Genomic DNA, 21,967 nt, shown 5'->3' with positions numbered 1-21,967 from the left:
GGCTGGCGCGTTGGTCGCGAGCACATCCCTCGCCTCATGCCGAGGGCTGGTCTTGTCGGCGTGACACGTGGCCGAACACCACGCACGACGATCCCGCGCGAGCCCCGGACGATAGTGCGAATCTCGTCAAGCTGCGCTTCGGCACCGATCGACCGAACCGGCCCTCGGTCGCGGATACCACCTCCGTCCGCATCACGTCAGGTTGATGTTGCCCTGCGCTCGTCACGGAGGTGTTCAATCGGAAGATCTTCGGCTGTTCGACTCGCACCGAAATGCGCACCGAAGACCTCCCGGTGAAAGCACTCGAACACGCACTCCCGTCCGCGAGAGAGCACCCACTCGACGGGCTGGCCTATGACTCCGACCGAGGAAGCCAATGCGTCTCAGGTCGATAATTCGAGTGCCTGGCCGAAGCTCAAATCACCGGTTCAGTTGGCACCGTCGACGACAGCTACTACATCGCCTCGCTGACGCCCTGGATGGGCTCTACAAGGCAGAACGCCCGCCCAGCATGACCCTCCGCGACCGAGGTCGCGTTCCGAACAACCATGGCTTGGGTGCGCTGGCGGGACAACGACCGCCTCCACAGAGCCCTCGGCTACGCCCGCAACAGCCACCAAAGCCGCCCGCTAACAATCAGAGATCACCAAACCGGCGCACACATAGACACCTGAACAGAGCCCAGGACGGTTCAAGAAGGGAAGAACAACTAGTCAGCGCGATGCCGCAGATTTTCGGATCCGACATGGGATGTCACCCGCTCGACCTCCCGCAAAGCGATGTCGAGCGGGATTCGCTCCTGCTCAATGCGCCTCACTCGTGGCCACTCCGCATCCACGAGCGCGAGGTACAACTCCCGCTCCCGGATAAGGTGTGGCACGTCGCGCGGCTTGCGCCCAGATAGTGCCAGGCCGCGCGAGTCAACGTTGGTTCCGAATCGCTCCCACTCGTCGAACGCATCCTGATCCATCAGGATCGATGTTGCGGGGACTCCCGCCGCGCGGAACTCATTGAGGATCTCGAGCCCATCGGCGTCCATGTCGCCCCAGTAGATGACCGCGGGCGCGCTCTTGATCCAATCGAACGATGCGATCGCACGTGCTCCGCGCCCGACACCTTCCACGCTGATACCACCCGGCACCTGTGGGAAAAAGATCGCGGTGTCTTTGTTCTCGGAAATGATCACCACTCGTGGGTGGTACGCCGGCATCACGCTGTCACCCACCGTCGCGCTATCGTGCCGACGAGTACCCGTTGCTAAGTACTCCGGGTCAAGGTAGCTGAAGTGAATTCGTCCCGGATGCTTTGGTTCCACTCCAAGGCTGTCTTGCCCTGCGAGCATCGCGACCAGGTGCTGGCTCGTGTTGAGCCACTTTGCGTGGAACCCTTCGATCGGCACCTGACGGGGAGTGAGCCCTTGAGCCGTGTTCTCGCGGAACCACTCTCCTGCGTTCAGCAGCAGGTCAAAATCGGTATCGGTGTAGGAGTCCGTCGCGCGCACGAGACGAGCGACCCCGTTAAACGCGGGGAACCTCGCCCCCACCTCCCGAACACGCACGGCGCCTCGCGCCAACCGCTCCGGCCAGCCAGAGCCGACAAGTGCCGCCGCCTCACCCGGGTCCTCCACCGTTACGTGCGACGGAATACGATGCGTCACCGCGCCCACCCGCCTGCCGGTCTCATGAAGCGTCAACCCTCGCTCACGGGCATAGCGTCGCCACGCATCAATCTGGCCGACGAAGCTCCCGAAGTCCGCGCCGAGCACGTCCGCCGACTCCAACCCGAGTGGGAACTTCCGCGGCCAATCCCCCGTCGGCCCCACGAGCTCCTCCGCCCACGATCGTTCGAGACGTCGTGTCACATCGCGCTCGAACTCGGCTGACGACTTCATGGTGTCACGTCGTCATGTCGGCGAATATCGGCGATGTAGGAGCGGTGCGTGGTCAGGTTTTTCGTAACCATCACCACCAACTCGGCGTGAGCCTCCAGCGCCGGAGCTTTGTCGATCGGGGCACCCACAATCAACTGGAAGCCGAGCTTGCGCCACGCCTGAACCGCTCGACCCGTGAACTGGCCATCAGCCTTGATGAAACCCTCGTCGAGGAACACGGGTGCGAACGTTGGTCGCGAACGCTCCTGGTCGCCGAGCTGAAACCGCAGAGCGCTTCCGACGATGAAAGCGATCAGCTCCTGCATCTCGCCGCCGCTCTTGCCACGCAACGTGCTGTACACGCTCAGCACCTCACCGTCCCCATCCACACGTTGCGCAGTGATTTCAACATGACGACGTACATCAAGCAGTCGATCACGGTCTGCACGATCCATGAGGTTGCGGGGAAGACGTAAGTCATCCTTCCGCCTGATCTGCGCCATGAATCGTTGCAGGTCTTTGAACCGCTTCTCCAATGCTTCTTCGTCCAGCCCGGTCGTCGCAATTCGTGCATGCGCTGTCAGTTCCTTGCGGAACCTTGTCACGGCCTCTGACGAAAGCTTGCGAAGATCGATCTGCAGCCGGTCATCTGTCGCGCCGAACGGCAAATCGCGAAGAATCTGGTTAATCGGATAGAGGCGGTTCTCGATGTCCTCCACCGCAGTCGTCAACGAAGTCGCCAGCTGCTGCAGGTGCTCACCGCTCCATTGCAACAAACGACGGCGCCACTCGTCGCGACGCTCACGCAAACCTGACTCCACGATCGATGCGAGAATCGCCGCAAAGTCATCGTAGAAGTCGACGGTCGCCATCAGGTTCGGCTCCGGCCATTGCGCCAGATACCGGCGGAAAATGCCTTCGATGTGCTGAGTCATCCGAGCTACCTCGGTTTGCGCCTGAGCCACTCGCTCTTTAAGTACATCCGCGATACGCAACGCATAGCGATCAAACGTGGCAGGTGTCACAGGATCGCCAACGACGAGCGAGTCCCAGATACGGTCAAGGCCTGCCACCAAGTCGTCGCGCAACACGATCGTGTCATCAGAATCAGCAAAGGTGAGAGCCGGGTTTATCCGGTCTTCGATGTCGACGAGTTCCGCATGTCTCAAGTCCAGTCGCGTCACCGATTCAGCGCTTGCATGCCGCTGACGTTGTGTCTCGTCCAGATTCGTTTCCAGATCAATGATCTGCTGATCAAGTGCCGCCAAGACGTCATTGTTGTCACGGATGTCGTTGCGACGCTTCTCCAGCTCAGCCTGCTCCGCGGTGACGCCCGCTAGGTCAATCTCCGACCAGTTCGTCTCCAGTACGCGCTGAAATGCCGACCGCTTCGCTTCCAGTTCCTGGAGTTCGCGTGCGATTCCGGCGCTGCTTTCATTCAGTCGCACCAAAGCCACCTCAGTCGAAGCGAGCTCCGCTGCCAGTTCCCCGCGAAGATCAACGTTGTCGAAGCCGATGACGTTACGTTGTGACTGACGACCGTGCGCGCCACGCGCTCCGCGCCTCGTCTGACCGGCCGACGTGATGCGAAGATCGTCGCCACCAAGGTCGTCCGGGGAATCCACACACAAGGCGTTGCGTGATCCGTCTGCGACGTGATCCAGCACCCAGCCTCTATACGGTGACTCCTTGAACTGCAGTTTGCCTGCCACGCGCCGAGGGTCCCGAGCCGCGGAACGTGCTGGCACATTACGACGTACACCTTGGAACGTAAGGCGCCCCCGCAGCTCGATCGGATCGATCGCGCGGGAGAACTCAGCCAGATACTCCATCGGCACCAGCATCGTGCGTGCGCTCGAGTGGAGTGCCGTCTCGATCGCGACCCGCCAATCGGCCTCCTCGGGGAGCACATCGATCAGCTCCGCGACGAACGGCAGATCGGAAATCGGAAGCCCCGATGCCTGTGCTGCCGCGAGACGCATCTCGTGGAAGTGCTCGTCGATTCGACCGGTACGTGTCTTGAGCGAGGTAAGTTCCTGACGAATCTCTTTCGCTCGCTCGTGCATCGGATAGGAGTCTCGAAGCATCGCATCGCGGCGCCCGCCTAACTCGGTGCTCGCACTGACGTACTCGGCCCCGAACTCCGCCGCCGCGTCTCTCGCCGCGTCGAACTCGTCGCGCGTCGCCAGTGGGAGCCCCAGACTTTGAGTTGCGGTGATGAATCGTCGACGCACGTCTTCTCGCCGAGCGATGGTTGCGCTTATCTGATCGATTTGGAGGGCCAGCTCTGATAGAAGGTCGCCGCCGGCTTCCCGGTGTTCCTTTTTCGTCGCTTCGAGCAACGACCTCGTCGATTGCTCGAAGAGGGTCAGCTCCGCGACGTTCGTGCGCTCCTGCTGTGCTTCCGTACGGTTCGTAGCCACCGCTTCACGCAAGAGTGTGCTGTGCTTGCGGAGCCGCCAGAGGCCCGCAGAAGTGTGATCGCTACGCACGTCACCCAGCTCGTCGCCGTTGACGATCGCCTCTTGAGCCTCGACGAGCGCCGCGTGTGCCTCCGTGATCGGCTCCAGCAGATCGGCTCGCTGTTGAGCCGTGATCATCTCCTGGTATACGTCATCGAGTTGGTCGAAGTGGTTGATCGCCTTGTCTGCCTTGACGTACGTGTCAGGCTCTTCAATTACGAGTTCCTTATAGAGCTTGTCTACCGTCGGGATGTCGGCGCTCGCCTGGATTCGTGCGAGCAATCGCAATGCTTTCGCGCCGTCACCGTTCAGTCCAATACCGAGCTTTGTGAACAACGTCTGCGAGAACGAATCGTTCGTTTCGTGGGTGCTGAGCCCCGGCCACTTCGCCTTCAGGTTTCGTGCCGGGAAGTTGGACTCCCCGATGCGTGCAAACTCCTGCAATTCCCGTACGTCGAATGTGGCGTGGATTGTCATGTTTCGTGTGGTCACCTCGGACGACTTCACCAGTCGGGCGGCGGCATAATAGGCCCGCACAGCAGTGAAACGCTGGCCCGCTTCTTTGATGAAGGTCATCGCCACAGCGCCCCAAACAGGCGCGTCACGGCCGCGGAGCACGTCGTCAATGACCTCGCCTTCTTCGAGCGTGTCGTCGATCTTCCCTCGCAGATAGCTCAACACGTTGCGCTGTTCGGCGGAGCGAGCACGCCCAGCTCCGGAGTCATTGGACGCACCGTTGAACGCCACGGTAGGCGGCATCATTAGTGCAGTGTAGGCATCGAGCAGCGTGCTCTTTCCCGCACCGGACATGCCGCTCACGACGGTGACTTCTTCTGCGAGATCGAGCACGGCGTGACCATGGAAGCCGCCCCAGTTGAACACCTGGAGCTTTTCGGCACGCCATTGACTCTCAGCCGCGTCGACGAACCCTTCATCCCCTTGCAAAAGAGTCATAATGTGTCCTCCTCGGTCGCCCCGATGACCTGGTCAGTTAGCCAGGACAGCAAATTCATCAGCGTTGATGCCGGAAGAAGCACGGCGATCGCCGGTGAGATACGAAACTCGTCCGTGTCCACTTCCTTCAGCAACTGGGCGGTCTTCAGCGCGTCAACGGCACGCTTGGCTCGTGAGCCGTCGCGCACTTCATCTGTCGCAGTGGCGGCTCGGTTGTCCTTGAGGAAGTCGTACATCGCTTCCCGGCTCACACGTCCGTATTTCTCGCCTCGGCCTTCGGCTTCTCGGAACTTCAGGCGGAGGAACACCAGCAATGCGGTCTCTTCGCGTTGCCAAGCGTGTGCGAACAACAGCGTGGGAAAGTCGAGACCCATCGCACGCGGCGACACCTGGCGCTTGAACGCGACTTCACGGTCGACGTCGATCACCAGCTCAAGGAAGAGATCGTTGAGTCGCGAGTTTATGATCTTGCGCGACTTCACGATCGTGTCCCATACACCGTTTGACGTCTCCACGGTGACGAATCGATGTTTCAACAACACGACAAGAGCGCGCCTCTCAGCGAGATCCAGTCCTCCGTCGTCGCCTTCGAAATAGGTCACCGCGTCGTCGTCGATGGGCACAGTGTCTATGCTCTCTTCGAGTGTTTCGTCCTCAAGACTCTCTTCGAGTGTTTCGTCCTCAAACAACTCGTCTTCGTGCTCGCCGATGATCGTCACGGTTCGTCCTCTGCTTGCTGTTCTCCTGGCACATACAGCGGTGCCATGAACGTTGCGCGAGTGCCATCCGGCCTGACCGTGGAGTACAACTCCTCGTCGTCGATCTTGATCAGCCCGTCGCTGTTGGTTGCCAGGTGAAATAGGCCGAGCATGTCGACCGGCCGGCGCGCATCCGCCGGCAGCGTGGAAAAGACTCCGCTGAGCGTCCATTCGTCAATACGCCCCTCGGCGGAGAAGAGGGCCTCGCCGAGTTGCTCGAGATGCGGCCCGCCAAACCGACGTAGCTCATTCAGTGACATTGCTTCCGGGCTCTCGCCGTCCACCACCTCAAATTCCGGCAACGGTCGATCATCAGAGGGGTCGTAGTACCGCTCCTTGAGTGTCTCGATCTCAGGCTTCCCCGGCAGTAGTTCCATCGGGACCGTAGCTCGTGCACCTGCCACGCCGAGCCACTTCGCGACGGCACCTTCGAGCTCTCGAAGCAAAGCATCGAACTCTTGATCCTGGCCAGGATCGCGCGAGGTGATGTAGGTACGGAGGACCTCTGTGATGCGACTTCGCTGATCCATCGCTGAGTCCAAGCCCGCACGCATCAACGGGACGATACCTCGGAGGTCTGTGCGGTCACGGTCGACCAGAAACAACTCCCCCTGCTCGATGAGCACGTTAACGTCAGCACGCAACTGCTGCAGCAGTGCGTCATCACGTAGGAGCGCAAATGCGCCCTCAAATGCTCGACCCTCCGCGGTCGCTGTGACGAGGTTATCTATGCGGTCAAGGTAGCGATCGATCACGTCACCCGGCGCCCGTCGCTCGGCACGAAAGTCTTCGAGGATTTCGCTGCGCACAGCGCGGAACGATTCTTCGACACGTTTGAAGTCTGATGGCAGTTGCGCGACGAGCGAGAGCAGTTCCGCGAATCCTTCCAGTAGTCGGTCATCCGACATGCGCTTTATCTCTCCACCTGCTCGGAGCCGGTCAAGTTCCACACCGATCTCGACGTATTCAGCCTCGAGGATCGCGACACGAGCATTGCGATCAGGGTTACTTTCGCGGTTGATGCGCCGAGCGGTTGCAATTATGTTCGCGACGCGGTGCTCACTTAAGCCTGTGCGCTCCTGTCGCAGGTTCGCCATGAAGTCAATCGCCTGTTGTGCGTGAGAGGTCAATGAGTAGACCTCGGAGCCGTCCTCAGTCGCCGAGCGAATGAGCCACTGCGCCTTCATCCACTTCATGCAGACCTCGCGACCCGTACCTGTCGGGATCGTGACGTCTCGCCCGCTGGTGGAGATCTCGGCAAGCATCTGCTCGACCATCGTGTGAAGCCGCGCCGTGCCAACAAGTCGGATCTCGCGAGAGAAGCACGAGTTGAGAACCGCGACCACTACAGGCGCATGCGTCTGATGGATCAATGTCAGCGTCGGCTGGTCGAACGTTTCAATCGTGCGTGCCAACTCACCACCAATCTCACTCATGTTCGTGCCCTCGCCGTAGAAGTACTTGAATTTCGTTAATCATGCCGGTGGGTGCCGACATTCTTGACCTGCTCTGGGATTTCTGTCGACAGCGCACGAATGATTGCATTACCGCACGTCAATTTCCGTTGCATCTCCTACCCATCTCGATGTTCCGCCACCGCAGAACCCGCATCATCATCATCAACCGCCCCATACGCCTCGACGGCGCGTACGAACACCATGAGCCACGCGAAGAGTAGGCCGGCGGCGACGAGTTCCATGCCGGTGAGGTTGTAGTAGCCGATCGGAACCCACAGCAGCACCGCGACAATGATGCCGACGACGACAACCGTCGTAAACGCGATCAGGTCGCGAGGGAGGTCAGGAATGTAGCGCAGCGAAACAAACGCGAAGGCGCCAAACAGCACCACCATGCCCGACCCCGCGCTGACGTGCACGGCGAAGTTCTCCGCGTCGGGCACGAGACCGACGACCATCATGCAGACACCGATGCCGCCAAACAGCACGCCGAGCAGCTTCGGCCGGCGCCCGACGTCAAAGCCTCGGCGGCGCAGACCGCTCGCGAAATCTTGCCGCACATAGCCCGCCAGCACCGTAATCACGAGGCCGGTCGTGATGAGCGCGAGGTTGAAACGATAGCCGGTCACGCCCGCGGTATTGCCCAGCTCCGAGAAGTGTAGTTGCCACCACGACGCGTCTGGCGAACTCACCATGCTCGCCACGGTTCCGATGAACAGCACCGAAATCGCGAGCGTCGCAACCGACGTTCCCGACACCCGAGACCCCGCGAGCGCCGCGCCGTACGTCATCGCGGCCGCGGCAAAACCGACCAGCACGCCGCCGCCAAGCGGGTCGATCATGAGCCCGCGAAAGCCCATCTCAAACACCGCTGCGACGGCCATCACGATCAGGTAGTTCAGCATCGCGGTGGCACCGGTGAGCGCAACGAGGTCGATGATGCGCTTGACGAGCGGAACCTCGTGTCGCCACCGCAGGCGCGGCTCGCTACGCCCGCCACCCGGCAGCAGATACGCCAACGCGAAGCCCAAACCGGTGAGAGCGCCCGTCACCCATGCGGCAATGTTGCCCCACGACTCGGGCCCGCCAACCGGCAAATGCCTGCCACCAGCGACCAAAATACCCAACAGGGCGCCCAGTACAAACGCGATGATCGCGAATCGCGTGGACCGAACTTCTCGCGTCTGCGACGAACCCAGGGGTGCATTCATTCCTGAATCCTCTCAAACGCGCGCCCTACACGCACTACTCCGCAGTAACACCGGTGAATCCGGCGATGTCGGCGCCCCGCGATAACGTAAATCGTGCCCACCGTCGAGCTTGAACGACCGTGCCTTTTGTGCCGGGCGACGACCGGCGTGCGCGACAGCGGCGGCATACGCTGCGGCGTCTGCGGCTGGCGCGTCGGCGATACAATCGATGCCGGCATCCCCCTCCCCCGCATCGACATCGTCTACTACTTGCGCTTTGACCAGCGCATCAAAATCGGAACCACGGCAAGCCCCCGCCAGCGCCTCGCCGCGATCAAACACGACGAACTGCTCGCCTTCGAGCCGGGCGATCGCCACACAGAACACTCCCGCCACGAGCAGTTCGCCCACCTACGACTCGGTGGCGAATGGTTCGACGCCGCCCCCGAACTCGTTGCGCACACGTCGGCAATTCGCGGAACGACGGAACCATGGCATGCGTACGCACGCTGGTTCGCCGAAGCTGTCGCCCGCGTCATGCCGTAACCCGGTGCGGCAGCTCCCCTACCGCAAGCCGTGGCCGTACCGCCCAGGGGTTGCTCAGAGCGCGCGGCTAAGGTGAAAAGTTCTGTCCGTCACCGGCCGCGCCGCCGCCAGAAAGCCGTTATGCGCCGCACATCTGTTCTCGCCATCGCCCTCACCGTCATGCTCGGTCTCACCGCCTGCGCACCAGCGCAACAGCCCGGCAGCGAGACAACCGCGCCCAGTGGTTCCGCCTCCGAGACGACGCAGCCAACGCCCGCTCCGGCGGAGACGTTCGTCACGATCGCTTACTCCGACAGCTACAAGACGATCTTCCAGCTCGACGCCGAACAGATCGCAGCGGCCTCGGGCACCGACCTCACCGCTGACTCCATCGACGCCGTTGCGACCGCCCTTGCCCCCGCGTCTGTCTGGCAGGCCGACTCGCAGACCGCGCCTTACGCCGATCTCATCGCCACCGCATTCAGCCGCGAAGCCGACAGTACCCGCGAGGCACTCCACGCCGTGCTCAATGACGACGCCCGCCTCAAGATCTACGTCGGCCACAACAGCAACGCAGAAATCGCCCACATCCAAACCGAACACGACAACTAACCCAGCACCCCCGCAACCCGGCCAGCCCAACCCGGCCACGCTCAACCAGCGACCCCCGCAACCCGGCAACCCAACCCAGCCAACCGCGCAACCCGGTCCCTGCCTCCAAAGGAGCAGGGGATGGCGGAGACGATATTGGCGGGTCTGGCAGGCCACCCGCAGGGTGGCCCGGAGATATCGTCGCAGCCATCCCCTGCTCCGCCCCAACCCGCAACCGCCCGCACGCCCGCACGCACGCACGCACGCACGCACGCACGGACGCACGCAACGCAACCCGGCGGTTCCGACCCCGTCACACCACGCGCCCGCGAACAGCCACACGGTCACACCCCGTTCCCAGGCGCCACCCGCGCCGTCTGCTAAAGTAGAGAGTTCGCGGGTTCGCACCCGCCCACCAACTCCCGATGCAGATGCCAATGACGGCTCCGCGTCAACTCACGTTCCGGTTCCGGAACCATTGATTTACGTGCGCGTTTGCGTGCGTCAGAAAGTTGTAAATTTTGTCTGTTCTCAGCGGCGTTGAGGCCGTGCCCTTCGATTTGCGTTGGCTCCAAGCCGACGACGACGTCTTCGTGGCAACCCACGAAGGCGAATACGCCGGCTTCATTGCCGTCGCACCCGCCGCGGGCTATTTTGCCCACGGTGCCCGAGGCGAACGCCTCGGAAAGTACCGCACACGTGCACTCGCGCAAGACGCCGTGCAGCACGCTCGTGCAAAAACTCGACCAATTTTGCGTGCAAAAGCCCGCAAAATGGTGAGAAGATGATAGCGACCGCACAAGCGGTCGGCATAACAAAGGAAAGACACGATGGCCACTGGCACCGTGAAATGGTTCAACGGCGAAAAGGGCTACGGCTTCATCGCTCCCGATGACGGATCCGCAGACCTCTTTGCGCACTATAGCGCAATCGTCGGTTCAGGCTTCAAGGAGCTGCGCGAAGGACAGAAGGTCGAATTCGACGCTGAGCAGGGCCCCAAGGGCATGCAGGCTGCGAACATCGTCGCGCTGTAATCCGTAACAAACACAACGCCCCGTCTGGCTCAGCCGACGGGGCGTTGTGCTGTCTTCAGACGGCTACTCTCGGCTGTTCCAGACTGCGTCGCGGCGTGCGAGCGGACCGGCGTTGTGCTGCCACTGCGGAACCACGCCTGCGATGCGCCCTGGCATGGGCACGCGTTTCGCCTGCCCCCAGGCGGTCGCTGTCTCCTCCAAATCGACGGCGTCAGAGGCGGCGGCGGTCAGTGCGCGCGGTGGGCGCGGCAGGCTGTAAAGCAGGTTCGCGGTAGCGACGAGTGACCCAGAAATGCGCGTGGTAGCCCCGTTCGTCAGCTGCGTTGTGAGCGCCCGAGCGACGGCGGCCGCCAGGAACCATCCGGTCGCGTAGTCGAGTGCCTGCACGGGTAGCGGGGTCGGCTCGTCACGCCCGAACGTGGCCGCACCATCGGCTGCTATGCCGCAACTCATCTGCACGAGGCTGTCGAAGCCGCGTCGGTTTTTCCATGGCCCTTCCCACCCGTAGGCATTCAGTCGCGCGACGATCAGGGCGGGATTGATCACTGCCAAACGCTCGTCCGTGTAGCCGAGCGATGCGAGCGCGTCCCCTCGCAGGCCGAGCACGATAACGTCAGCCTCTGCCAACAGGGCCTCGAAGTGGGCGCGGCCCTCAATGGAGTTCAGATCCAGCGCAGCACACCGTTTGCCCACGGTCGTCTCGGGAAGCAAAGATGCCACCTCCTCAAAGCCTGGCGGGTCGATGCGCAATACGTCAGCGCCGTACCAGGCGAGAACCTTCGTGCAGGTTGGCCCGGCAATAACGCGCGTCAGATCGAGCACGCGCACCCCGCTCAACGGCAACGTCGGGGTGGTGCCAGCCCACGCGGGGGCAGACCCCGACGAACCCTGGTCAAATTCGAGAAGCGGAACGCCGGCAGTCGCGCGCCCCGCGGGCGAGGCTAACCATTCGTCGCGCGCGTGCATGGCCGCGGCCGCCCCACCGGCGGCAACTATGGCTGTTTCAAGATCGACCGTACGCCAGGCTGCGACTGCCGTAGCCACGCCATCTCGATCTTCGGCGCGGAGCACGTCGCGCACGGCGGCTCGATGATGCGCGTAGTTGGTGTGCAGTCTGATCCAGCCGTCGGCGGCGCGATAGTTGCCCGCAATCGGATCCCACAGCGGGGCGAGTTGCCACCCGATCGGCGAGAACAGTGCCTCGCCCCGAAATGCCGCGCACGCCATTCCGCTGTCGACGGTCACGGGCGCCAACGGCTCACCTCGACGCTCCGCCAACAACCTCGCCACCGCAAGCGTCGCCGATGCCACGGCGCCGGTCGCCAATCCCGTCACGTCGAACGGCGAAGCCAAGACCACCCGCGGCCCGGTGAATGACACGGCGTCACCGGGCACACCGGCGTCACCAGTAACACCCGCCATGCCCCAGATGTCGCCAAACAGATCTGCGAAGGTGTCGTCCATGAGCCTCATTCAACGCGAGAATGAACGCTCGTTCAACGGCGCGTCTGCCCGACAGCGCCTCAACCCAGTTGGCCCGCCGACTGCGGCCTCGCGGCAGCACCGCGGGCCAGAAGCACATCATTTTGCAGGCAGAATTTCATTTTGTGGTCGAAAATTGGCCGATTCGGGCCCCGCGGAACCAAAAGCGACGACAAAATGATGCGCGGCGGTGAGCGACGCCGGAAATATGGCCGCGCCTGCGTCGTGCGACGCCCAAGAGCCCGTGCGGCACCCAAAGAGCCCGGCGCCGCGCCAGAGCCCCTACGCGGAGACGCCGTACTCGGCCTGCATCCAGGCCCATAGCTCGACGCTGCAGCGGGCGACGACCTCGTCCCACAGTTCGGTGGCGCCGTCTTCTGCCTTGTCAGACACCACGCGCACGATGCGCAGGGGCACGCCATACTCCTGCGCCACCCACGCGAAAGCGTACGATTCCATGTCGATGAGCGAGGCGCCAAGCCCGCGCACGGTGGCCACCACGGTCGAGTCATCCACGAAGCTGTCACCGGTAGCGATGGTCACGCCGTCGCGCTCAAGCTCGATTACGGCCGGCAGCGTCACGTGCTCGCCGACAACGCCGGCCAAATTCTGCACATCGTGCTGCAGCGCACGCGAAATGTCGTGAACGCCAGCCATCAGCGACTCATCAACGCAGCCCGCGGTTCCGACGACCAGAATCTCGTCATAGGTGCCGCGCTCCAGCGCCTGCGTCAACCGCACGGCGGCGCGCAGCTTGCCGATGCCGGTCACCAAGATTTCGTATCCGTCAATGTGCGACGGAAATGCCTGCAGTTCGGCTTCGGCGGCGGCAACGAGCAGCTTCATGGTTCCTCCCGGGGTCAGCCTCAACGCTAGGCGCTGGCACCCGTCGAACGGTAATCCACACCCGAACGGTAACCCACGCCCGAGCGGCCCCCGCGCCAAATAGGTGGTCATGCGCGAACCCCGTACCCTGGTGCCATGGCACTCACAGATGACGCCATCGCCAAAATCAAGGCGATGATCGTCTCCGGAACATGGGGGCCGGGAGATCGGTTGCCGCCCGAGCACGAGCTGGGCGAGCAGTTCGGCATCTCGCGGAACTCGCTACGCGAAGCCGTCAAGGCGCTCGCGTTTCTTGGCGTGCTTGATGTGCGCCACGGCGGCGGAACCTACGTCACCAGCCTCGAACCCGACGTTCTGCTGACCTCGCTCGCCTTCGTGACCGATATGCACGACGACCGAGCGCTCGGCGAGATGTTTCACATTCGCCGCGTTCTCCAAAGTCACGCCGCCGCCGAAGCCGCCCGCAGCGCCACTGCGGAAGAAGTCCAGGCTCTGCGCGATGAGCTGAAGCCCGTCGCCGAGCTCACCGATCCCGCCGCCTACCTCGCCCACGGCACCCGATTTCACCGCCTGCTGTGCGACATCTCGGGCAACCGCTACCTCACCGCGTTGGTCACCAGCCTGATCGCGCAACCGTTGCTGGAGCACGTCACCCTCGACCCGCTGCACACCAGCATCGTCGAGCGCACCGTCGCCGAACACCTGGCAATCGTCGACGCCATCGCCGCCGCTGACGGCGCCGCCGCCGCAGCCCTCATGGCCCAGCACGTCGATGACGTCGACTATTGGGTGCGACAGGGCGAAGCGAGCGGAACCACAACGCTGTAACAAGGCACCCGCGCGTCGCGCCGCGCGAGCGGAACCAGGAAACCGTCGGTCTCACCCGAAACGCACGCCCGTGCAGCGAGTTAAGCGAATCGCACGACCTGATTGAGTCGTGTGCGCACGTCGAAGATCTCGTTGCCCCCGATATCGGGAACGCCGTGTACGCCGCGCCGCAGCACGGTGGTGAGCGTCTGCGGCGACACCACTGCAACCGGCAGCGACTTCACCTTGCCCAGTTCGGTGATCTTCTCTGGCAGGTCATCGTCTGGCAGCACCAAGATAGCGCCGCCAAATCGCACCCCTGCCGCGCGCCCGAGGGCGCGAGCGGCACCGACGAGCGTCGCGATGGGGGCGGCCGGAACACCCTCGCCAATGACTTCGGAGCGCTTAAACCGCACCGCGGTTCCGTAGTCTTCCGACGCCAGCGCGTAAAGGCCACTGGGGCCGAGCACGATGTGGTCGATGATGAGTGGGTGGCCGCTGCGGGTCGGCACCGCGACGTCGTGCCAGAGGGTGTACCCCATGCCGAGGTCGCTCAGCACGCGTGCCGTCGTCTCTTCGGCGAGCGCGTCCGCGAGTGCTTGCTTGAGCTCGCGAGGTGCCGAGCGCACGAGCGCGGCGTCATAGGGGTCGGCAACCTGCACGCCGCGACCCGCCCACTCGCGGATGCCCGCGAGGTAAAACTCGCGGTTGCGGCCACCGGGGTGACCGTAGCTGCGCGGCCCCGGACGAGTCGACGGCCGTGCCGCGGGCGCGCGAAACCCGGAAAAGTCCTGCACCGAGGGTGCCGCCGCGCCAAACCCGTGGCCGCGGTCGTAGGCGGCGCGAGCCTCGCTGGTTCCCACCAATTCCCATGCCCGCTGCACCAATACAAACTGCGCGGCATCACCGCCGGTATCGGGGTGCGTGTGGCGCAGCCGCACCCGGTAGGCGCGACGAAGCTCGTCATCTGTTGCGGTGGCGGCAACCTGCAAGATGTCGTACGCAGACGCCGACAGCGGACTATCGAACACCGAGCTCAGTTCCAGAGCGGCGGCGTGGCGCGGTGAGCGAGCGCGCGGGCACCGGTGTCGGCCGGAACCTCGGCAATCGTCGCTGGCAAAAAGTGCGGGTTGCGGTCTTTATCGACGAGCTGGGCGCGAATGCCCTCCACCATGTCGTTTGACTCTGCCCACAACCAATCGGCGAGGTTGAACTCCTGGGCGAGCACGGCGCGAACGCCGTCAAGCGTGCGCGCGTGACGCACCGACGCGAGCGTGACCGCAAGGGACGTGGGCGACATTTCGGTCAGCAACTGCAGCGCCGCTGCCGCATGCGCGCCAACCTCGGCGTCGGTGCTGAGTTCGTTCAGGCGCTCGGCAATCTCGGCGACACTGCCGCGCCCGAACGCGTCATCAATCCAGCCCCGCTCCGCGACCAGCGTCGATGGTTCCGCTGTCTCGTCGAACAGCAGAATGAGCTCGGTGACGGTGCTGGGGTCTGCGCGAGTTTCAAGCGCCTCAATCAGCGACGAAACGCGCTCGAACGGAACAAAATAGTCGGCAAAGCCGGTCGCGATGGCGTCTGACGCGTTCATCGTTGTTCCGGTCAGGCCGAGGTACTCGCCCAACCGTCCGGGCGCGTGGGCAAGGAGCCAGGTGCCGCCAACGTCGGGGGTGAAGCCGATGCGCGTCTCCGGCATCGCCAGCTTCGAGGTTTCGGTCACAATGCGGTGCGAGGCGTGGCCGGCAATACCGATGCCGCCGCCCATCGTGATGCCATTGGCGATAGCAACAATCGGCTTCGGATACTCCGCGATCGCGGCGTTCATGGCGTACTCGGCGCGGAAGAATTCAGCGGCCTCATGCATCTGCCCCGCAATGATTGCTTCACGCAGGGCGCGAACGTCGCCACCGGCGCACAGGCCGCGCGGATCGGTCGAGTCAATGACGATCGTCTCGACGTCGGTGTTCTCACGCCAATCGTCAAGCACGCCAGAAATCGTGCGGATCATGTCGAGCGAGAGGGCGTTGAGGGCTCGCGGTCGGTTGAGCGTGATTCGGCCGAGGCCGCCGCGGGAGGACACCAGAACGTGCTCGTCAGTGAGATTCAATTCGGTCACGCGTCCCAGGTTACCTCCCACGGTTGGAGAGATTTCTGGTGCCGAAGAGACAAATGGGGTCAATTTCCGAGAGGATAGACAGATCATCCCCGGACAGAGAGGCCCACGCATGTCTGATGGCCAGGTGCTGGAGTTCTCTGGCGTCACCAAGCAGTACGGCAAAGTCACTGCGGTATCCGATTTCACGGCTCGCATTGAGCCCGGCCGGATCACCGGTTTTCTCGGACCAAACGGCGCCGGAAAGACGACCACCCTTCGCATTCTGTTGGGGCTCACGAAGGCGACCAGCGGCACGGCAACCATCGGTGGTTCCGCCTACCGCGACCTCAAGCACCCGCTGCAGACAGTGGGCGGGGCTCTCGAGGCCAACACGTTTCACCCGGGCCGCACGGCCTACAACCACCTGAAGGTGTACGCGGTTGCCGGCGGCGTGCCGCTCAGCCGCATTGACGAGGTGCTGGAGGGCGTTGGCCTGACGCACGCCGCGCACCGCAAGGTCGGCGGCTTCTCGCTCGGCATGCGGCAGCGCCTCGGCCTCGCGACCGCGCTTCTCGGCGACCCCGGCGTGCTGGTGCTCGACGAGCCCGCTAACGGCCTAGACCCCGAGGGCATCAAGTGGATGCGCTCCTTCTTGCGCGACCGTGCCCGCGAGGGCCGCACCGTCTTCGTCTCTAGCCACCTGTTGGGCGAAATTCAGCAGATGGCGGATGCCGTCATCATCATTGCTCAGGGCAAGAAGGTCTTCGACGGCGACTTCAGCGACCTCATTGAAATCGATGCCACCGAAACGGTGACCGTCGACTCCCCCGACCGCGCAGCTCTCGCCCGCGCCCTGCGCGATGCCGGACTGCAGGCAGACGTACTGCGCTCCGGCCTGACCGTGCGCGGCGCCACGACCGCCGAAATTGGTGCCGCCGCGGCCGCAGCCGGAGTTGTGCTGTCGTCGCTCGGCAAGCGCGGGCCTTCGATCGAAGAGATCTTCCTCGATCTGGTCAGCGGCGCCCGCGTGCAGCAGGCGCTGGCGGAACCAGTGGCTGCGGAGGTTGCCGAGGCTGAGGTTGTCGAGGGTGCGGCTGAGGCTGTCGAGGGTGCCGCTGAGGCGGATGCAGTTCTTGATGCGGCGGCGGAACCAGCGGTGGCGGATGCCGAGGCCGCTGGCCTTGCCGGTGTTGCGGCGGCTGTGGTTGCCACCGACGCGGCCGAGCTTGACTCGGCAGACGAGGCTGTCATTGACAGCGCCATCGCCGACACCGGAAAGGACACTGAGGCCATGCCGACCGTGGCGAGCGATGCCGAGGTCGTGGCTGACGCGCTTGACGAAGCGAACGGCGAGGATGACGAGTCGGAGAGCGATTCGCTCTCCGACGAGGCGGCAGGCAGCGAGTCAGAGGACGAGTCGCACGACGACGACGAGTCGGACGACGACGACGACGAGTCAGACGACGATGACGACGAGTCAGACGACGATGACGATGACGATGAGTCGGATGACGACGATGACGACGAGGACGACGAGTCGGACGACGACGATGACGACGAGTCAGACGGCGAGTCGGGGGAAGATGATGACAACCCGGAGCACGAGGATGCGGCTCCGGTAGAAAGTCCGGCATCGGCTTGGGTCGCGGCCGCGGAATCGCTCGACGAGCCCGCCGCCGGTGATGAAACGCCGGAGACGTCCTCCGAACAGGACACCACCGACGAAGGCGGCACTGAAGAGGCAGGCACTGAAGAAGACCGCGTCGACGAAACTGACGAAGAAGGCGGCCGCGAAGGCTCCGCTCACGAAGACAACGTCGGCGACGACAGCAACGCCCAAGGCGCCGCTGACGAAACCAGCGAGGCGGAAGATAGCGACGCAGACGAGTCCACCGTCGACGAGCCCGCTCACCACGATGCGGGCGAGTACACGTCGTTCGACGACCTGTTGCAGGGCGATGAGTCGCTCCACGACACCCTCGGAGGCCCGGCTCACGCCGCAGACGATTCCGATGAGCTACCGGCGTCGGCGTGGGCGCCGATTCTGTCGCCCTGGGCTCCCCGCACCGAGCCCATCAGCGTTGCCGAGGTCGCCGAAGCGTCCGAATCTTCAGACGCAGAGCAGGCACCGGAGGCCGGGCACCAGCCGGAGTGGGCCGCGCCGTCCGAAGCAGAGCACGAGCACGAGCACCACGCAGAGCACGACGAGCACCAGCAAGCAGAGCACGAGCACGCCGACCAGCACGATTCCCAGGGCGCAGCGAACGAAGCCGCGCCCAACGACGAAATCCCCTCCAACGACGACGCACCCAACGACGAAGCCTCACCCCATGAGGGCACCTCAGACGAAGGCGACAACGGCCACCAGTCGCAGTGGGCACCACCCGCCGCCGAGGCCGCACCGGTAGACCCCGCCGTCGCCGACGCTATTGCGGAGGCGATGGATCCGGAGTCGTGGACGACGGAGAACCCGTTCGCGGCGCTCCTTGAGCGTGAGGGCGTGACGGAGATTCCGGTCTCGCAGAACCCCGACGAAGACCCCGATGCGTTTGTTGACGAGGGCGCCGCCGATACCGTCGCCACCAGCGTGATCACGGTGAGTGTCTCCGAGCCTCGCACCTTCACGGCTTCGATTCCGGTCTTCGCATCACCCGAACCAACCGACTCCGACTCCGACTCCGACGAGCAGCCAGCAAACGACTCTGACGAGTCGACCGACGACACCGATGACCCTGCGTTGTCGTCGTTTGATGACCGCGGCGCATGGGAACGACGCACCGACCGCACCCCCGCAGATGACGCCGCCGACGAGTTCTTCCGTTCGGTCGGGCTGCACCAGACACCCGACTCTGAGTCTGCAGACTCCGACTCGCCACAGGAAGGCGGTACCGCGGAATGAGCATCGGTTCTGCGACCCGTTCAGAATTCACCAAGTACTTCACCACCTCCACCTGGTGGGTACTCACCCTTATCACCGCCGTATCGCTGATGCTGCTCGCGGGTGGCTTCGCGGCCGCCATCGGACTCGCGCAGTCTGGCGCCCTTGACGAGGTTCCGGATGCCGCACTGCTGGGCGCGGCATCGCCGTCGCTGGTCTACGGGCTCGCGGTCAACATCGGCTACATCTTCCCGATTCTGCTCGGCGTGCTGCTCGTGACGGGCGAGTTTCGTCACGGCACCCTCATCCCGACGTTCCTTGCCACCCCGCGGCGCGGAACGGTGCTGCTGGCCAAGCTCATCACCAGCGCAGTTCTTGGCGCGGCTCTCGGCGTCATTTCCGTTGCCGTCACCGTCGGCACGGCTGCTGCAATCTTCGCCGCCACCGGTCAAGATCCAGAGCTCACCGCAACCGACAACCTCACCATGATGGCGCGCATGGTGCTCAGCTTCGTGCTGTGGACTTGGATTGGCCTGGGGCTCGGAACCATTGTGCGCAACCAGGTGGCGGCTATCGTCATCGCGTTGGTATTCACCCAGCTGGTTGAACAGCTGATTCGCACGGCGGCCGTCTTTGCGCCCGAGATCGAGCCGATCGCCAAGTACCTGCCGAGCGCCGCGTCTGACACCCTCACCGGCTCAAACTTCTACGTCATGCTCGGCGGCGCCGCTGAGTCGCAGGCGTGGTGGGTTGGCGCGATCGTGCTCGCCATTTACGCCGCGGTGCTCACCGTGATCGGTGCGCTCACCACGTGGCGCCGCGACGTCGACTGAGCACCACAGATACCCGAAAGCCCGCAACCGCGGCGCTGATCACAGCCCGCCCGGCTACGCTGTGGCGGGCTTTGGCGTGCGCTGCGGCTTGATCGTCGGAATAGGCGACGTCAGGGTCACCACATCGTTGAATTCGACCTCGCCGTCCAGGCGGAGGGCCTTAACGAGCGCCAGCCCGTGCTGCGTCGTCAGCACCAGACGCTGAAACGGCGCGTCATGAGTGAGGTCGATGACAACGCCGGGCTTGTTGCGCCCGCGCACCATCACGAAATCTGCCCCGGCAACCGAACGCCAGGTTCCGGCTGCCAGAACGCCCGGCACAAACGTGCCCGGGCTTCGCACGCCACGCAACCACGTCCACAGGTCGTCGGTTAGCTGCACCTTGGTGATATCGCTGCGACGAACCCGCACGTTTTTCTTCTGCAGGCTCACCAGACGCTCCGAGGCTGACAACCCAACCTCAAGGTTCGCAGAATCCAGCAACAGCGTCACCATGGCACCAGTCTGCCACGCACCTCCCCCACCAAAGTTCACGGCTCGGCAACAATCCCCCGATCCATCACGCCTTTCTCAGCCACCCCGATGACAAACTGGGTTGCATGACAGCTCGCTGGATCGTCGTGGTTCCGTTTCTGCGCCTCACGGAAGGCGCCTGCCGCCTGGGTAAAGACACGGCGCGGGTCGTGCATGCCGTCGGTCTCGACACGGTCGCCGCCATCGCGCGCAGTGAAGCCGTCAAGCAGGTCATCGTCGTGGCCGACAGCGACGCCTACGCCGCCGAGATCGAGGCGATGGGCCCGCACCTATCGGTGCTGATCGTGCCGCCGGCGGGCGACGAAGAAAGCGCGAACGCGGCCGTCGCGGCGGCCGCCACGGGCCACTCCAGGAACGTCGCCGTTGTGCGGGCAACGCTCGCAACCCTCGATCCCACGCAACTCACCGCGCTTCTCGACGCCGCCGCAGACGTTCCGATCGGGGTTGTTCTCAACGAGCAGTCAACCAAAACAACCGTGCTGACGGCTCGAGAACCCGCCGATGTAGCCGCGCTCATCACTGCCAACGCTTCGCACCTCGCCGGCGGCACCGCGGCGACGATGCTGCCCGCTGGTTCCACCCTCCGCCGCGAACTGACGTCGGCTCAGAGCCTTACGCAGAGCCTCGACTGCGCAACCCTCGGTGCGCGAACGCGGGAGATCACGCGGGGCTGGCACGTTGTGCCATCCATCAGCCCCACCTCAGACCGGCGTTACCTGCCCGACCCGCCACCGGCGCGAGACTAAGTTACGGCTGAAGCTCGTCTGCTGCGTGCGGCAGCGGAAAGCGTGAAACGGCCTCAATGAGGGCGGTCACCGTCTGCCGGTCGGCGATCACGTCAACATCGAGCCCAACCTTGCGCGCATCTTTTGCGGTGCGCGGGCCAATGGCTGCGACAATCGTGCTGGCCGGAATCGTGGTGAACTGCTCGTGCACCTGGGCGGCAACGGAACCACTGGTCACCAAGATCGCGTTGATGCGGCCGCTGTTGACATCGCGCATGATGCGCTCGGTCACCGGAACACCCACGGTGCGATAGGCGACGACGCTCGAAACATCGTGCCCGGCGGCTTGAAGCGCCTTGCTCAGCACGGGCTTCGCGATTTCGCTTCGCAGTGAAAGCACGCGACGCGGCTCCCCCTGCTCCAGCGCAATCATTTCTTCCGCCATGCCTGCGGCAGAGTTGTCTTTTTCCGGCACCAGGTCAACGCGAAATCCTGCCGCCTGCAACGCCGCGGCGGTGGTCTCACCAACGGCGGCAACCTTGGTTCCGGCCGGAATCACGGCCCGCTGCGAGTAGAGCACGTCGACGGTAGTGGCGCTGGTCACGGTCAGCCAGTCAAATTCGCCATTGCCGAGACGCTCCAGTGCGTCATCGAGGGCGTCTTGATCGGTGGTCGCGGCAAAGTTGATGAGGGGTGCGACAACGGGAACGGCGCCCTGCTCACGCAATGAGGCGGCAACGCCATCGCCCCAGGGGCCACCACGCGGAACCAGAACGCGCCAGCCAGCTAACGGCTTGTGGTTCTCTTCACTCGGATAATTCATGGCAACTCTCAGGCATCGGTGGGTGGTTGCGAACGCAACATTCCCAAGGAAAAGCGGCCGTCCGCTGGGATTTTCGCGAACCTCACCGCTGGCAGTATCC

The 21,967-nt window shown here is 63.8% G+C and carries 19 protein-coding genes; 8 read left to right on the top strand and 11 right to left on the bottom strand.

Annotation, left to right across the window (positions count from 1 at the left end; all coding sequences use genetic code 11):
• Positions 1-709 precede the first annotated feature (709 nt).
• From FVP60_RS10140 to FVP60_RS10120, 5 genes are all read right to left on the bottom strand, one after another.
• Positions 710-1,891: a Wadjet anti-phage system protein JetD domain-containing protein gene (locus tag FVP60_RS10140; RefSeq protein ID WP_147826172.1), complete on the bottom strand. Its 1,182-nt coding sequence runs from the start codon at positions 1,889-1,891 to the stop codon at positions 710-712.
• The gene (locus tag FVP60_RS10135) at positions 1,888-5,286 is read right to left on the bottom strand and encodes an ATP-binding protein (RefSeq protein ID WP_147826171.1); all 3,399 of its coding nucleotides are present in this window, start codon (positions 5,284-5,286) and stop codon (positions 1,888-1,890) included. The genes FVP60_RS10140 and FVP60_RS10135 overlap by 4 nt, the downstream gene beginning before the upstream one ends.
• The gene (locus FVP60_RS10130; RefSeq protein WP_187240637.1) at positions 5,283-6,005 is read right to left on the bottom strand and encodes a DUF4194 domain-containing protein; all 723 of its coding nucleotides are present in this window, start codon (positions 6,003-6,005) and stop codon (positions 5,283-5,285) included. The genes FVP60_RS10135 and FVP60_RS10130 overlap by 4 nt, the downstream gene beginning before the upstream one ends.
• Positions 6,002-7,480, bottom strand: a complete 1,479-nt coding sequence (locus FVP60_RS10125; protein WP_147826169.1) for a DUF3375 domain-containing protein — start codon at positions 7,478-7,480, stop codon at positions 6,002-6,004. Before FVP60_RS10125 ends, FVP60_RS10130 begins: the two co-directional genes overlap by 4 nt.
• Positions 7,481-7,617: 137 nt before the next feature.
• Entirely contained in the window at positions 7,618-8,712 is a 1,095-nt protein-coding gene (locus FVP60_RS10120) for a DUF998 domain-containing protein (protein ID WP_147826168.1), read from the bottom strand.
• A gap of 93 nt (positions 8,713-8,805) precedes the next feature.
• Here FVP60_RS10120 and FVP60_RS10115 point away from each other — a divergent pair, with 93 nt between their 5' ends.
• The 4 genes from FVP60_RS10115 to FVP60_RS10100 all read left to right on the top strand — a co-directional run bounded on the left by FVP60_RS10115 (position 8,806) and on the right by FVP60_RS10100 (position 10,841).
• Entirely contained in the window at positions 8,806-9,237 is a 432-nt protein-coding gene (locus FVP60_RS10115) for a GIY-YIG nuclease family protein (protein WP_246132558.1), read from the top strand.
• Between the two features lie 120 nt (positions 9,238-9,357).
• Complete coding sequence (locus FVP60_RS10110; RefSeq protein WP_147826166.1) at positions 9,358-9,828, top strand: hypothetical protein; 471 nt, start codon at positions 9,358-9,360, stop codon at positions 9,826-9,828.
• A gap of 500 nt (positions 9,829-10,328) precedes the next feature.
• Positions 10,329-10,595, top strand: a complete 267-nt coding sequence (locus FVP60_RS10105; protein ID WP_147826165.1) for a hypothetical protein — start codon at positions 10,329-10,331, stop codon at positions 10,593-10,595.
• A gap of 42 nt (positions 10,596-10,637) precedes the next feature.
• Positions 10,638-10,841 (top strand): cold-shock protein, encoded by a 204-nt coding sequence (locus FVP60_RS10100; RefSeq protein ID WP_147826164.1) that lies wholly within the window; start codon positions 10,638-10,640, stop codon positions 10,839-10,841.
• 63 nt (positions 10,842-10,904) lie between these two features.
• On the opposite strand, the gene FVP60_RS10095 is transcribed toward FVP60_RS10100, so the two are convergent.
• Positions 10,905-12,305: a CoA transferase gene (locus FVP60_RS10095; RefSeq protein WP_187240636.1), complete on the bottom strand. Its 1,401-nt coding sequence runs from the start codon at positions 12,303-12,305 to the stop codon at positions 10,905-10,907.
• A 300-nt stretch (positions 12,306-12,605) separates the two neighbouring features.
• A complete protein-coding gene (locus tag FVP60_RS10090) occupies positions 12,606-13,169 on the bottom strand; it encodes a nucleosidase (protein WP_147826162.1) in 564 nt (187 codons plus the stop codon).
• Between the two features lie 135 nt (positions 13,170-13,304).
• Between FVP60_RS10090 and FVP60_RS10085 the strand changes: the two genes are divergently transcribed.
• Positions 13,305-13,997 carry a FadR/GntR family transcriptional regulator gene (locus FVP60_RS10085; RefSeq protein ID WP_147826161.1) on the top strand — a complete coding sequence of 231 codons (693 nt, stop codon included), beginning with the start codon at positions 13,305-13,307 and terminating at the stop codon, positions 13,995-13,997.
• Positions 13,998-14,077: 80 nt separating this feature from the next.
• Here FVP60_RS10085 and FVP60_RS10080 read toward each other — a convergent pair whose 3' ends face one another.
• Positions 14,078-15,007 carry a J domain-containing protein gene (locus FVP60_RS10080; protein ID WP_147826160.1) on the bottom strand — a complete coding sequence of 310 codons (930 nt, stop codon included), beginning with the start codon at positions 15,005-15,007 and terminating at the stop codon, positions 14,078-14,080.
• A 5-nt stretch (positions 15,008-15,012) separates the two neighbouring features.
• Positions 15,013-16,095, bottom strand: coding sequence for an enoyl-CoA hydratase/isomerase family protein (locus FVP60_RS10075; protein ID WP_246132557.1), 1,083 nt, complete (start codon positions 16,093-16,095; stop codon positions 15,013-15,015).
• Between the two features lie 109 nt (positions 16,096-16,204).
• Between FVP60_RS10075 and FVP60_RS13155 the strand changes: the two genes are divergently transcribed.
• Complete coding sequence (locus FVP60_RS13155; protein WP_222705919.1) at positions 16,205-18,973, top strand: ATP-binding cassette domain-containing protein; 2,769 nt, start codon at positions 16,205-16,207, stop codon at positions 18,971-18,973.
• Positions 18,970-19,785 (top strand): ABC transporter permease, encoded by an 816-nt coding sequence (locus FVP60_RS10065; protein WP_147826158.1) that lies wholly within the window; start codon positions 18,970-18,972, stop codon positions 19,783-19,785. The genes FVP60_RS13155 and FVP60_RS10065 overlap by 4 nt, the downstream gene beginning before the upstream one ends.
• Before the next feature lie 54 nt (positions 19,786-19,839).
• Here FVP60_RS10065 and FVP60_RS10060 read toward each other — a convergent pair whose 3' ends face one another.
• Positions 19,840-20,280 carry a hypothetical protein gene (locus FVP60_RS10060; protein WP_147826157.1) on the bottom strand — a complete coding sequence of 147 codons (441 nt, stop codon included), beginning with the start codon at positions 20,278-20,280 and terminating at the stop codon, positions 19,840-19,842.
• Positions 20,281-20,384: 104 nt separating this feature from the next.
• On the opposite strand from FVP60_RS10060, the gene FVP60_RS10055 reads away from it, so the two are divergent.
• Positions 20,385-21,065, top strand: coding sequence for a hypothetical protein (locus tag FVP60_RS10055; protein WP_147826156.1), 681 nt, complete (start codon positions 20,385-20,387; stop codon positions 21,063-21,065).
• Between the two features lies 1 nt (position 21,066).
• Here FVP60_RS10055 and FVP60_RS10050 read toward each other — a convergent pair whose 3' ends face one another.
• Complete coding sequence (locus tag FVP60_RS10050) at positions 21,067-21,867, bottom strand: uroporphyrinogen-III synthase (RefSeq protein WP_147826155.1); 801 nt, start codon at positions 21,865-21,867, stop codon at positions 21,067-21,069.
• Positions 21,868-21,967 lie beyond the last annotated feature (100 nt).

Origin of the sequence: Microbacterium mitrae, from assembly GCF_008017445.1 — a bacterium.
In the GTDB taxonomy this organism is placed as follows: domain Bacteria; phylum Actinomycetota; class Actinomycetes; order Actinomycetales; family Microbacteriaceae; genus Microbacterium; species Microbacterium mitrae.
Note: the sequence above shows the minus strand (reverse complement) of the source record. Positions and strands in the feature narration are given on the sequence as shown.

Bases quoted from the DNA above. Each gene is read 5' to 3' on its own strand.
- FVP60_RS10140 (WP_147826172.1), bottom strand. From the start codon at position 1,891: ATGAAGTCGTCAGCCGAGTTCGAGCGCGATGTGACACGACGTCTCGAA.
- FVP60_RS10050 (WP_147826155.1), bottom strand. From the start codon at position 21,867: ATGAATTATCCGAGTGAAGAGAACCACAAGCCGTTAGCTGGCTGGCGC.
- FVP60_RS10065 (WP_147826158.1), top strand. From the start codon at position 18,970: ATGAGCATCGGTTCTGCGACCCGTTCAGAATTCACCAAGTACTTCACC.
- FVP60_RS10090 (WP_147826162.1), bottom strand. From the start codon at position 13,169: ATGAAGCTGCTCGTTGCCGCCGCCGAAGCCGAACTGCAGGCATTTCCG.
- FVP60_RS10135 (WP_147826171.1), bottom strand. From the start codon at position 5,286: ATGACTCTTTTGCAAGGGGATGAAGGGTTCGTCGACGCGGCTGAGAGT.
- FVP60_RS13155 (WP_222705919.1), top strand. From the start codon at position 16,205: ATGTCTGATGGCCAGGTGCTGGAGTTCTCTGGCGTCACCAAGCAGTAC.
- FVP60_RS10100 (WP_147826164.1), top strand. From the start codon at position 10,638: ATGGCCACTGGCACCGTGAAATGGTTCAACGGCGAAAAGGGCTACGGC.
- FVP60_RS10055 (WP_147826156.1), top strand. From the start codon at position 20,385: ATGACAGCTCGCTGGATCGTCGTGGTTCCGTTTCTGCGCCTCACGGAA.
- FVP60_RS10095 (WP_187240636.1), bottom strand. From the start codon at position 12,305: ATGGACGACACCTTCGCAGATCTGTTTGGCGACATCTGGGGCATGGCG.
- FVP60_RS10060 (WP_147826157.1), bottom strand. From the start codon at position 20,280: ATGGTGACGCTGTTGCTGGATTCTGCGAACCTTGAGGTTGGGTTGTCA.
- FVP60_RS10085 (WP_147826161.1), top strand. From the start codon at position 13,305: ATGGCACTCACAGATGACGCCATCGCCAAAATCAAGGCGATGATCGTC.
- FVP60_RS10120 (WP_147826168.1), bottom strand. From the start codon at position 8,712: ATGAATGCACCCCTGGGTTCGTCGCAGACGCGAGAAGTTCGGTCCACG.
- FVP60_RS10125 (WP_147826169.1), bottom strand. From the start codon at position 7,480: ATGAGTGAGATTGGTGGTGAGTTGGCACGCACGATTGAAACGTTCGAC.
- FVP60_RS10110 (WP_147826166.1), top strand. From the start codon at position 9,358: ATGCGCCGCACATCTGTTCTCGCCATCGCCCTCACCGTCATGCTCGGT.